At 69.5% G+C, this 12252-nt stretch carries 11 protein-coding genes; 9 read left to right on the top strand and 2 right to left on the bottom strand.

Features of this window, described 5'->3' with window-relative positions; all coding sequences use genetic code 11:
* Window positions 1–17: 17 nt before the first annotated feature.
* The 6 genes from eccD (at window position 18) to ABT123_RS24340 (ending at window position 7097) form a co-directional block, all read left to right on the top strand.
* The gene (gene eccD / locus ABT123_RS24365) at window positions 18–1520 is read left to right on the top strand and encodes a type VII secretion integral membrane protein EccD (RefSeq protein WP_351318247.1); all 1503 of its coding nucleotides are present in this window, start codon (window positions 18–20) and stop codon (window positions 1518–1520) included.
* A gap of 158 nt (window positions 1521–1678) precedes the next feature.
* A complete protein-coding gene (gene rpsO, locus ABT123_RS24360; RefSeq protein ID WP_351318245.1) occupies window positions 1679–1966 on the top strand; it encodes a 30S ribosomal protein S15 in 288 nt (95 codons plus the stop codon).
* Window positions 1967–2260: 294 nt separating this feature from the next.
* On the top strand, window positions 2261–4483 hold the full coding sequence (locus ABT123_RS24355; RefSeq protein ID WP_351318426.1) for a polyribonucleotide nucleotidyltransferase: 2223 nt from the start codon (window positions 2261–2263) through the stop codon (window positions 4481–4483).
* Window positions 4480–5859, top strand: a complete 1380-nt coding sequence (locus ABT123_RS24350) for a M16 family metallopeptidase (RefSeq protein ID WP_351318243.1) — start codon at window positions 4480–4482, stop codon at window positions 5857–5859. The genes ABT123_RS24355 and ABT123_RS24350 overlap by 4 nt, the downstream gene beginning before the upstream one ends.
* A gap of 28 nt (window positions 5860–5887) precedes the next feature.
* Window positions 5888–6640, top strand: coding sequence for a 4-hydroxy-tetrahydrodipicolinate reductase (gene dapB / locus ABT123_RS24345; RefSeq protein ID WP_351318241.1), 753 nt, complete (start codon window positions 5888–5890; stop codon window positions 6638–6640).
* A gap of 4 nt (window positions 6641–6644) precedes the next feature.
* On the top strand, window positions 6645–7097 hold the full coding sequence (locus tag ABT123_RS24340) for a tetratricopeptide repeat protein (RefSeq protein ID WP_150207046.1): 453 nt from the start codon (window positions 6645–6647) through the stop codon (window positions 7095–7097).
* 43 nt (window positions 7098–7140) lie between these two features.
* On the opposite strand, the gene ABT123_RS24335 is transcribed toward ABT123_RS24340, so the two are convergent.
* Window positions 7141–7686 (bottom strand): SCO5741 family PH domain-containing membrane protein, encoded by a 546-nt coding sequence (locus ABT123_RS24335; protein ID WP_351318239.1) that lies wholly within the window; start codon window positions 7684–7686, stop codon window positions 7141–7143.
* 38 nt (window positions 7687–7724) lie between these two features.
* Window positions 7725–7964, bottom strand: coding sequence for a hypothetical protein (locus ABT123_RS24330; RefSeq protein ID WP_351318237.1), 240 nt, complete (start codon window positions 7962–7964; stop codon window positions 7725–7727).
* 200 nt (window positions 7965–8164) lie between these two features.
* On the opposite strand from ABT123_RS24330, the gene thyX reads away from it, so the two are divergent.
* The 3 genes from thyX (at window position 8165) to ABT123_RS24315 (ending at window position 11787) form a co-directional block, all read left to right on the top strand.
* Window positions 8165–8899: an FAD-dependent thymidylate synthase gene (gene thyX / locus ABT123_RS24325; RefSeq protein ID WP_351318235.1), complete on the top strand. Its 735-nt coding sequence runs from the start codon at window positions 8165–8167 to the stop codon at window positions 8897–8899.
* 190 nt (window positions 8900–9089) lie between these two features.
* Window positions 9090–9989, top strand: coding sequence for a 4-hydroxy-tetrahydrodipicolinate synthase (gene dapA, locus ABT123_RS24320; RefSeq protein WP_351318233.1), 900 nt, complete (start codon window positions 9090–9092; stop codon window positions 9987–9989).
* A 112-nt stretch (window positions 9990–10101) separates the two neighbouring features.
* A complete protein-coding gene (locus ABT123_RS24315) occupies window positions 10102–11787 on the top strand; it encodes a ribonuclease J (protein ID WP_351318231.1) in 1686 nt (561 codons plus the stop codon).
* Window positions 11788–12252 lie beyond the last annotated feature (465 nt).

Genomic DNA, 12252 nt, shown 5'->3' with positions numbered 1-12252 from the left:
CCACGGGGGTCACACAGGTGAGTACGGCCGCAACGACGGGTTTCTGCAGGGTCACCGTCGTGGCCCCGGACAGCCGCATAGACGTGGCGCTGCCCGAGGACATCGCCGTTGCCGACGTCTACCCCGAACTCCTGCGCCTCACCGGCCAGACCCAGCCCGTCGGCGCCCCCACCGGCTACCACCTGGTCCGCCGGGACGGCTCCGTCCTCGACGGCGCCCGCACCCTGGCCGCCCAGCAGGTCCTCGACGGCGAAGTGCTCAGCCTGCGCCCGTTCGCCGAATCCCTGCCGCCCGCCGTCTTCGACGACGTCTCCGACGCCGTCGCCTCCGCCGTGGTCCGCGACCGGCACCGCTGGAGCGACGACATGCTGCGCGGCGCCGGCCTCACCGCCGCCGTGGTCCTCTTCGTCCTGATGGGCTTCGTGCTCTGGTACGCCGACCCCGTCCGGCACGACATGCACGGCCTGGCCGGGATCATCGCCGGCGCGGCCGGCCTGCTCCTCACCGCCGCCGCCGGCGTCCGCGCCCGGGTCTACCGCGACCGCGGCTCCGCCGTCGCCCTCGGCCTCGGCGCCCTCCCGATGCTCCTGATCGCCGGCTCCGGCATCGTCGCCCCCGCCGCCGGCGAGGGCCCCGGCCGGCTCCAGTTCCTGCTCGGCTGCGTCTGCGTGCTGGTCGCCGCCGTGACCCTGGTCGCCCTCACCCCCAGCGGGGACGCCGTCTTCGTCGCGGCCACCTTCCTGGCCGTCACCGGCACCTTCGCCACCTTCCTGGCCATCGTCACCGAGGCCTCCGCCACCGGCACCGCGGCCGTCTGCGCCCCCGTCGCCATCGGCCTGGTCGCCTTCCTGCCCGGCCTCTCCGCCCGCTTCGCCCGGCTGCCCATCGGCTACGCCGCCCCGCAGAGCGCCGTGGACGACCACCAGAACCCGGACCCGTACGAGAGTGACGCGTACGCCGACCCGTCCGCCGAGGGCTCCGAGCCCGTCACCCCGCTCGACGCCGAGCTGATAGCCGCCCAGGCCCGCCGCGGCCACGAAATGCTGCTCGGCCTGGTCGGCGGCTGCGCCGCGGTCGCCGTCGGCTCCGCCGCCGTCCTCGGCTTCTCCGACAACACCTGGGGCAAGCTGCTGGCCCTGGCCACCGGCCTCGCCATGCTGCTGCGCGCCCGCCTGTTCCGCTACACCTCCCAGGTGGTCTGCGCGCTCGCCGCCGGCCTGGTCGCCATCGCCCTGCTGGTCCTGGGCCTCGCCCTGAACCCGCCCCTGAACCTGGTCACCGAGCTGGCCAAGTACGGCGAGAGCGGCGACCTGGACCTCCGCACCATCTGGCTGTCCGCCGCCGTGGCCGCCGGCGCCGCCCTCCTCGCCGCCATCGGGCTGGTCATCCCCCGCAAGGGTCTGTCACCCTTCTGGGGGCGCCTCCTCGACCTCACCGAGGCCGCGGTCCTGCTCAGCCTTGTCCCGCTCTGCCTGGCCGTTCTCGACGTGTACTCCCGGGCCCGCTCTCTCACCAGCTGAGACACGCCGACGCGGCAGCCTGGTACGCTGTGTGACGGTCGTCTGTGCATGCGCCTCAGTGGCTGCCGCCAGACCCGCCCGCCTCCCGAGTCACCGAAGCTCCCCAGAGAAGCAGACCTGGGGCACTCGGAGGCACCGTACGCACACGAGGAGTAACAGTGTCGCTCGACACCGCCACGAAGAAGCAGATCATCGCTGAGTTCGGCCAGAAGGAGGGCGACACCGGCTCCCCCGAGGTCCAGGTCGCCATGCTCTCCCGCCGGATCTCGGACCTGACCGAGCACCTCAAGGCCCACAAGCACGACCACCACTCCCGCCGTGGTCTGCTGATCCTGGTCGGCCAGCGCCGCCGTCTGCTGCAGTACCTGGCCAAGAAGGACATCCAGCGCTTCCGTACGCTGGTCGAGCGCCTCGGCATCCGCCGCGGTGCCGCGGGCGCCAAGTAAGACGCTGTGAAGGGAGCGGTTCCCAACGCCAGGGGGCCGCTCCCTTTGCTGTACGTGCGGGACGTACCGGACGCTTTGTAGTCTGGACGCAGCGCGCACAACCGAAGCACAACTGAAGAGGGGGAGCGCCCTCCCTACGCACGCCGGTCCTCGGTAGTGGCACCCGGAGAGCCCGTACGGGCCCCGTCCCGGGTGCTTCGATCGAAGACCGGCCCGCACGCAAGGCGCGCTTCTCCTGACCGTCCCCCACCACACGGGTGGAGGACGGAGACGACGAAAATGGAGAAAACGCTAGTGGAGAACGAGACCCACTACGCCGAGGCCGTCATTGACAACGGCTCCTTCGGCACCCGCACCATCCGCTTCGAGACGGGCCGTCTGGCCCGCCAGGCCGCCGGCTCCGCCGTTGCCTACCTGGACGACGACACGATGGTGCTTTCCGCCACCACCGCGTCCAAGAAGCCCAAGGACCAGCTCGACTTCTTCCCCCTGACGGTGGACGTCGAGGAGCGGATGTACGCCGCCGGCAAGATCCCCGGCTCCTTCTTCCGCCGTGAGGGCCGCCCCTCCGAGGACGCGATCCTCACCTGCCGCCTGATCGACCGCCCGCTGCGCCCGTCCTTCAAGAAGGGCCTGCGCAACGAGATCCAGGTCGTCGCCACGGTCATGGCGCTCAACCCCGACCACCTGTACGACGTCGTCGCGATCAACGCCGCGTCCGCGTCCACCCAGCTGGCCGGCCTGCCCTTCTCCGGCCCGGTCGGCGGCGTCCGCGTCGCGCTGATCCGCGGCCAGTGGGTCGCCTTCCCGACGCACACCGAGCTCGAGGACGCCGTCTTCGACATGGTCGTCGCGGGCCGCACCCTCGAGGACGGCGACGTCGCGATCATGATGGTCGAGGCCGAGGCCACCGACCGCACGATCCAGCTGGTCAAGGGTGGCGCCGAGGCGCCCACCGAGGAGATCGTCGCGGCCGGCCTCGACGCCGCCAAGCCGTTCATCAAGGTCCTGTGCAAGGCGCAGGCCGACCTCGCCGCCAAGGCCGCCAAGCCCACCGCCGAGTTCCCGGTCTTCCTGGACTACCAGGACGACGTGTTCGCGGCCCTCTCCGACGCCGTCCGCGGCGAGCTCGCCCAGGCGCTCACCATCGCCGGCAAGCAGGAGCGGGAGAGCGAGCTCGACCGCATCAAGGAGATCGCCGCCGAGAAGCTCCTCCCGGCCTTCGAGGGCCGCGAGAAGGAGATCTCCGCCGCCTACCGCAGCCTGACCAAGGCCCTGGTGCGCGAGCGCGTCATCAAGGACAAGGTCCGCATCGACGGCCGTGGCGTCACGGACATCCGTACGCTGGCCGCCGAGGTCGAGGCGATCCCGCGGGTCCACGGCTCCGCGCTGTTCGAGCGGGGCGAGACCCAGATCCTGGGCATCACCACCCTCAACATGCTCCGTATGGAGCAGCAGCTGGACACCCTCTCCCCGGTGACCCGCAAGCGCTACATGCACAACTACATCTTCCCGCCGTACTCCGTCGGCGAGACCGGTCGCGTCGGCGCCCCCAAGCGCCGCGAGATCGGCCACGGCGCCCTGGCCGAGCGTGCGCTCGTCCCGGTGCTGCCGACCCGCGAGGAGTTCCCCTACGCGATCCGCCAGGTGTCCGAGGCCCTCGGCTCCAACGGTTCGACGTCCATGGGCTCCGTCTGCGCCTCCACCATGTCGCTGCTGAACGCCGGTGTGCCCCTCAAGGCCCCGGTCGCCGGCATCGCCATGGGCCTGATCTCCCAGGAGATCGACGGCGAGACCCACTACGTCACCCTCACCGACATCCTCGGTGCGGAGGACGCCTTCGGCGACATGGACTTCAAGGTCGCCGGCACCAAGGAGTTCGTCACCGCCCTCCAGCTCGACACCAAGCTGGACGGCATCCCGGCCTCCGTCCTGGGCGCGGCCCTCAAGCAGGCCCGCGACGCCCGCCTCCACATCCTCGACGTGATGATGGAAGCGATCGACACCCCGGACGAGATGTCCCCGAACGCCCCGCGGATCATCACCGTCAAGATCCCGGTGGACAAGATCGGTGAGGTCATCGGCCCCAAGGGCAAGATGATCAACCAGATCCAGGAGGACACCGGCGCCGAGATCACGATCGAGGACGACGGCACCATCTACATCGGTGCCGCCGACGGCCCGGCCGCCGAGGCCGCCCGCGCCACGATCAACGGCATCGCCAACCCGACCATGCCGGAGGTCGGCGAGCGCTACCTGGGTACGGTCGTCAAGACCACCACCTTTGGTGCCTTCGTCTCCCTGCTCCCGGGCAAGGACGGCCTGCTGCACATCTCGCAGATCCGCAAGCTCGCCGGTGGCAAGCGCGTGGAGAACGTCGAGGACGTGCTCGCGGTCGGCACCAAGGTCCAGGTCGAGATCGCCGAGATCGACCAGCGCGGCAAGCTCTCCCTGATCCCCGTGATCGAGGGCGAGGCTGTCGCCGACGACGCTGACAAGGACGACTCCGACAAGTGATGTCGCGTAGTTCCCGTGTGACGGCCCGCCCCTCTTCGGAGGGGCGGGCCGTCGCCCGTACCCAAACCCTCCTCCAGGGCGAGAACGGCATTGGCACCGTCCGGCGCACCGTCCTCCCCGGCGGACTGCGTGTCGTCACCGAGACGCTGCCCTCCGTCCGCTCCGCCACCTTCGGGATCTGGGTGAACGTCGGCTCGCGCGACGAAACGCCCACCCTCAACGGCGCCACGCACTACCTGGAGCACCTCCTCTTCAAGGGCACCAAGAAGCGGTCCGCCCTCGACATCTCCGCCGCTGTCGACGCGGTCGGCGGCGAGATGAACGCCTTCACGGCGAAGGAGTACACCTGCTACTACGCGCGGGTGCTCGACACCGACCTGCCGCTGGCCATCGACGTGGTCTGCGACATGCTCACCGGCTCCCTCATCCTGGAGTCCGACGTCGACGCCGAGCGCGGGGTCATCCTCGAAGAGATCGCGATGACCGAGGACGACCCGGGCGACATGGTCCACGACCTGTTCGCCCACACCATGTTCGGCGACAGCCCGCTCGGCCGGCCGGTCCTCGGCACCGTGGACACGATCAACGCGCTCACCGCCGACCAGATCCGCCGCTTCTACAAGAAGCACTACGACCCCACCCACCTGGTGGTCGCCGCCGCGGGCAACGTCGACCACGCCAAGGTGGTCCGCCAGGTCCGCGCCGCGTTCGACAAGGCCGGCGCCCTGAGCCGCACCGAGGCCGTGCCCACCGCCCCCCGCGGCGGCACCAAGCGGCTGCGCACCGCCGGCCGGGTCGACCTGGTCAACCGGAAGACCGAGCAGGCCCACGTGGTCCTCGGCATGCCCGGCCTGGCCCGCACCGACGAACGCCGCTGGGCGCTGGGCGTACTGAACACCGCCCTCGGCGGCGGCATGTCCTCCCGCCTCTTCCAGGAGGTCCGGGAGAAGCGGGGCCTGGCCTACAGCGTGTACTCGTACACCTCCGGCTTCGCCGACACCGGCCTGTTCGGCGTGTACGCGGGCTGCCGCCCCAGCCAGGTGCACGACGTACTGAAGATCTGCCGCGACGAACTCGACAAGGTCGCCTCCGAGGGCCTCACCGACGAGGAGATCAAGCGGGCCGTCGGCCAGCTCTCCGGCTCCACCGTCCTCGGCCTGGAGGACACCGGCGCGCTGATGAACCGCATCGGCAAGAGCGAGCTGTGCTGGGGCGACCAGATGTCGGTCTCCGACATGCTGGACGCGATCGCCGCGGTCACCCCGGAGGACGTCCGGGCGGTCGCGCAGGATGTACTGGCCCAGCGCCCCTCGCTGTCGGTGATCGGCCCGCTCAAGGAGAAGCAGGCCGCCCGCCTCGACGAAGTGGTCGCGTAGTCCCGTACGGAGTGAAGGAAGCGAAGACATGAGCAAGCTGCGCGTGGCGGTCCTCGGAGCCCGGGGCCGGATCGGCGCCGAGGCGGTCAAGGCCGTCGAGGCCGCCGAGGACATGGAACTGGTCGCCGCCCTGTCCCGCGGGGACCGGCTCGAGACCCTGACCGAGACCGGTGCCCAGGTCGCCGTGGAGCTGACCACCCCGGCCTCGGTCATGGACAACCTCGAGTTCTGCGTGCGCCACGGCATCCACGCGGTGGTCGGCACCACCGGCTGGACCGAGGACCGCCTCGCGCAGCTGAACACCTGGCTCTCCGCCTCCCCGGAGACCGGTGTGCTCATCGCTCCCAACTTCTCCATCGGCGCCGTGCTCACCATGAAGTTCGCGGCCCAGGCCGCGCGCTACTTCGAGTCCGTCGAGGTCGTCGAGCTGCACCACCCCAACAAGGTCGACGCCCCCTCCGGCACCGCCACCCGCACCGCCCAGCTCATCGCCGAGGCCCGGTCGAAGGCAGGCTGCGCCCCGCAGCCCGACGCCACGACCACCGCCCTCGACGGTGCGCGCGGTGCGGACGTGGACGGCGTCCCGGTGCACGCGGTCCGCCTGCGCGGCCTGCTGGCCCACCAGGAGGTGCTGCTCGGCAGCGAGGGCGAGACCCTGACCATCCGACACGACTCCCTGCACCACAGCAGCTTCATGCCGGGCATCCTGCTCGGCGCCCGCCGCGTGACGCAGACCCCGGGCCTCACCTTCGGCCTGGAACACTTCCTCGACCTGGGCTGATGCCATGCGCGCGAAGATCACGTACCTCATCACGGCCGCCGTGCTGGCCGTCTACTTCGTGCTGGCCGGAGGCCGCGGGCTGGCCCTCATCCGGATCGGCACCCCACTGACCGTCACCTTCGGCGTGATGGTGCTGATCCTGCCGGTCATCGGCATCTGGTTCCTCTGGAAGAACACCCAGTTCGTCAAGAAGGCCCACCAGCTGTCCACCGAGCTGGAGGCCGAGGGCGGGCTGCCCGTCGACGAGCTGGAGCGGGACGGGTACGGGCGGATCCTGCGGGACTCCGCCGACGAGGTCTTCGCGCGCCGCAAGGCCGAGACGGAGGACGCGCCGGGGGACTGGCGCACCTGGTTCCGGCTGGCCGTCGCCTACCACGACGCCCGCGACACCCCGCGGGCCCGCAAGGCCATGCAGCGTGCCATCGCCCTGCACGACAAGAAGCCCGTACGGGTCTGATCGCCCCGTACGGGCTTCGTCCGGCGACCGGCTCAGGGCCGGCTCAGCGGGCGGCCGGGACCGTCCGGTACTCCTCCGCCCAGGCCTCCACGGTGTCCGCGGCCCGCTCGAAGGCCTCCGCGCGCGCCAGGAAGTCCGCGTCGTGGTCGGTGAGCAGAGCCGGCAGCGGGGACGCACCCTTCGCCGTCACGGTCAGCGCCTGGCCCTGCACCGTCCTGGGCAGTCCGAGCCAGCGCACCGGCTGCTGGACGGTCCGGATCGCCTCGACCTGGTTCCAGGTCACCGAGCGGGTCCCGAGGAAGGACACCCGGCGCAGCCCGTCACGGCTCACCCAGACCCCGGCCCGCAGCATCCGGGCGGTGCCGCCGACCACGGTGAGCGCGGCGGCCAGGCAGACGGCCGCGCCGGTCCACGCGCCGGCGAAGGCGATGATCATCGTGGCCAGCAGCATGAACGAGGCCACCAGGAGCAGCACCGCCCCGATGGCCACGCGCCAGGGGCCGGGCCGGTAGGGCCGCCGCCAGCGGTCGTGGTCGTCGTGGGGCAGCGCGACATCGTCCAGGTCGGCCGTCAGGAAGGACAGGGGCACGGCTGATCCTCACTCATTTGCACATGGGCGGGAGGCCGTCAGCGCCCCTGGGCCGCCTCGGACTGCTGGGCCTTCTCGGGCGCCTTGTGCGGCTGCAGTGCGGGCATGCCGAAGAGGAGCGAGCCGACGAGCCCCGCCACCACGGTCAGTCCGACCAGGGTACGGGCGGCGAGCTGGGTCGTGCTCAGACGCTCCCTCGGCGGGGGAGTGACGTTACTGCGGAAACGGTCGGCCTCGGCGACGAAGGCAAACGGGACGGGCTCGCGCCGGCGGAACATGTCGGGCCTCACTCCTTACGATGTCACGATCTGTTGCTACCCGGTAGGACGAACGAACGGCCCGATCGGTGCCATATTCCGGCATATTGCCGAAAACATCTGGCTGTACGTCAGGAAGGGGAGGTCCGGGACGAGCTCCGGGCGCGCGTAAAGTGGGCGCGGCACGGCCGATGTGACCTGGTGTGACCTGGAAGGACCTCGTGAGCGAGACCCCCGAGCTGAAGATCGACTTCCGAAGCGACGTGACCGTCGACTTGGTGAAGCACTCCGCCGCAGACTCCGACGTGCTGTGGGCCGCCCGTGTCTCCACGGCCGGCGAGCAGTCCCTCGACGAGCTGCAGAAGGATCCCGAGCGCTCCAAGGGCCTGATCAACTACCTGATGCGGGACCGGCACGGCAGCCCCTTCGAGCACAACTCGATGACGTTCTTCATCAGCGCCCCGATCTTCGTGTTCCGCGAGTTCATGCGGCACCGGGTCGGCTGGTCCTACAACGAGGAATCCGGCCGCTACCGGGAGCTCCAGCCGGTCTTCTACGTGCCCGACGCGGCGCGCAAGCTGGTCCAGGAGGGCCGCCCGGGCAAGTACGTGTTCGTCGAGGGCACCCAGGCCCAGCAGGAACTGACCGGCCGGGTCATGGAGGACTCGTACCGCCAGGCCTACGAGGCGTACCAGGAGATGCTGGCGGCGGGCGTGGCCCGGGAGGTTGCCCGTTCGGTCCTGCCGGTCGGACTTTTTTCCTCGATGTACGCCACCTGCAACGCCCGCTCGCTGATGCACTTCCTCGGTCTGCGCACCCAGCACGAGCTGGCGGCGGTGCCGTCCTTCCCGCAGCGGGAGATCGAGATGGTCGGCGAGCAGATGGAGGAGCACTGGGCCCGGCTGATGCCGCTGACCTACGCGGCCTTCAATGCGAACGGCCGAGTGGCCCCGTAACCGCACTCCCGGACGGATGTACGAAGTCAAGTCCGAAGTGTCCGTATTGCGACGTTTCGTGAAGTTCATCTAGGCTGATCAAACGGACCCGGCACTGCTTGAACCCCCGAGCAGGCAGTGCCGGGCTCCACACCCTGTTGACGTCCCCCGAGGGGACACCGCGAGCATGGCAGCGAGTAGCGTGTTACCCATGGCTCCGATCTCGACTCCGCAGACCCCCTTCGGGCGGGTCCTCACCGCCATGATCACGCCGTTCACGGCGGATGGCGCACTCGACCTCGACGGCGCGCAGCGGCTCGCCGTCCACCTGGTGGACGCAGGCAACGACGGCCTGATCATCAACGGGACCACCGGCGAGTCCCCGACCACCACCGACGCGGAGAAAAACGACCTCGTACGAGCCGTGCTCGACGCGGTCGGAGACCGGGCCCACGTCGTCGCCGGCATCGGCACCAACGACACCCACCACACCCTCGAGCTCGCCCGCCAGGCCGAGCGCGCCGGCGCACACGGCCTGCTCGCCGTCACCCCGTACTACAACAAGCCCCCGCAAGAGGGCCTGTACCGACACTTTTCGGCCATCGCCGACGCCACCGAGCTGCCGGTCATGCTGTACGACATCCCCGGCCGCAGCGGCGTCCCGATCAACACCGAAACTCTGGTACGGCTGGCCGAGCACCCGCGTATCGTCGCCAACAAGGACGCCAAGGGCGACCTCGGCCGCGCCAGCTGGGCCATCGCCCAGAGCGGCCTGGCCTGGTACTCCGGTGACGACATGCTGAACCTGCCGCTCCTGTCGGTCGGCGCGGTCGGCTTTGTCTCGGTCGTCGGCCACGTGGTCACCCCGGACCTGCGCTCCATGCTGGAGGCCCACCTCGGCGGCGACGTGCAGAAGGCCACCGAGATCCACCAGAAGCTGCTCCCCGTCTTCACCGGAATGTTCCGCACCCAGGGCGTCATGACCACCAAGGCCGCCCTGGCCCTGCAGGGCCTCCCGGCCGGCCCGCTGCGCCTTCCGATGATCGGACTGACCGACGAGGAGACCGCGCAGCTCAAGATCGATCTTGCCGCCGGCGGGGTACAGCTCTGACACCAGACTTCACAACTGAACAAGCAGTCCACACACACAACAGCAAGTGCACGAATGTCATGCGCGCCACGTGCCTTAAGGGGTACGTGGCGCGTGTGGTGAGGAGAGACTTTTGAGCCATCCGCATCCGGAACTCGGCCCGCCGCCGAAGCTGCCCAAGGGCGGCCTTCGCGTCACCCCTCTGGGTGGCCTGGGCGAAATCGGCCGGAACATGACCGTCTTCGAGTTCGACGGCCGCCTGCTGATCGTCGACTGCGGCGTCCTCTTCCCCGAAGAGGAGCAGCCGGGAATCGACCTGATCCTGCCGGACTTCTCGTCCATCAGGGACCGCCTCGACCAGATCGACGGCATCGTCCTCACGCACGGCCACGAGGACCACATCGGCGCCGTCCCCTACCTCCTCCGGGAGAAGCCGGACATCCCGCTGATCGGCTCCAAGCTGACGCTCGCCCTCATCGAGGCGAAGCTCCAGGAGCACCGCATCCGCCCCTACACCCTCGAGGTGAAGGAAGGGGACCGGGAGCGCCTCGGCAACTTCGACTGCGAGTTCATCGCGGTCAACCACTCCATCCCGGACGCTCTGGCCGTCGCCATCCGGACCCCCGCGGGTCTGGTCGTCGCCACCGGCGACTTCAAGATGGACCAGCTCCCGATGGACAACCGCCTCACGGACCTGCACGCCTTCGCGCGGCTGAGCGAGGAGGGCATCGACCTCCTTCTCTCGGACTCGACGAACGCCGAGGTCCCGGGCTTCGTCCCGCCCGAGCGCGACATCTCCAACGTGATCCGCGGCGTCTTCGCCGGGGCCCAGAAGCGGATCATCGTCGCTTCCTTCGCCAGCCATGTGCACCGCATCCAGCAGATCCTGGACGCGGCCCACGAGTACGGACGGCGGGTGGCCTTCGTCGGCCGCTCGATGGTCCGGAACATGGGCATCGCCCGCGATCTGGGCTACCTCCGGGTCCCGGCCGGCCTCGTCGTGGACGTGCGCTCGCTGGACGACCTGCCCGACGACGAGGTCGTGCTGGTCTGTACGGGTTCCCAGGGCGAGCCGATGGCCGCCCTGTCCCGGATGGCCAACCGCGACCACCAGATCCGGATCGTCCCGGGCGACACGGTGATCCTCGCGTCCTCGCTGATCCCCGGCAACGAAAACGCGGTCTACCGCGTGATCAACGGCCTGACCCGCTGGGGCGCCAACGTCGTCCACAAGGGCAACGCCAAGGTCCACGTCTCGGGCCACGCCTCGGCCGGCGAGCTGCTGTACTTCTACAACATCTGCAAGCCGAAGAACCTCATGCCGGTCCACGGCGAATGGCGCCACCTGCGCGCCAATGCCGAGCTCGGCGCACTGACGGGTGTCCCCAAGGACCACATCGTCATCGCCGAGGACGGCGTGGTCGTCGACCTGATCGACGGCCGTGCCCGGATCACCGGCAAGGTCCAGGCCGGGTACGTGTACGTCGACGGCCTCTCGGTCGGCGATGTCACCGAGGTCCACCTCAAGGACCGCCGCATCCTCGGCGACGAGGGCATCATCTCGGTCTTCGTGGTGGTCGACAGCACGACCGGCAAGGTCATCGGCGGCCCGAACATCAACGCCCGCGGCTCGGGCATCGAGGACTCCGCCTTCGTGGCGGTGCTCCCGAAGATCGAGGAGGCCATCGCCAAGGCCGCCTCGGACGGCGTCGCCGAACCCCACCAGCTGCAGCAGCTCATCCGCCGCACGCTGGGCAAATGGGTCTCCGACGGCTACCGCCGCCGCCCGATGATCCTCCCGGTCGTCGTCGAGGTCTGACCCTCGCCGTAGCGACCTCACCGGAGCGGGGCAACCGGATTTGCATCCGGGGGCCCCGCTCCAGTACGTTGACGTCTCCACCCCAGCAAGGACCGCGGCACAGACATGTGCCCGAACGGTTCGGCGGCGGGTGGAAATCAGACCGGGGAAACCTGATATGGTCTGAACCGCCCGAAAGGGAAAAGGCCCCCAACGGCCACCGGAATTCGAATCCCGAAAGGGAAAACGGATCTGGTAAGGTTGGAACCGCCGGAAAGGGAAAGCGCGAAAGCGAGAACCTGGAAAGCGCCGAGGAAATCGGGTCCGAAAAGATCTGATAGAGTCGGAAACGCAAGAACGAAGGAAGCGCCCGGAGGGCCCGGAAACGGGAACAAAGGAAGCGTCCGCACCTTGAGAACTCAACAGCGTGCCAAAAATCAACGCCAGAAGTTGATACCCCGTCCACCTCGGTGGATGAGGTTCCTT

Source organism: Streptomyces sp. NPDC002054, assembly GCF_040296685.1.
In the GTDB taxonomy this organism is placed as follows: Bacteria; Actinomycetota; Actinomycetes; order Streptomycetales; family Streptomycetaceae; genus Streptomyces.
The sequence above is the reverse complement of the archived record's forward strand: the minus strand, read 5'-3'. Positions and strand labels throughout refer to the sequence as shown.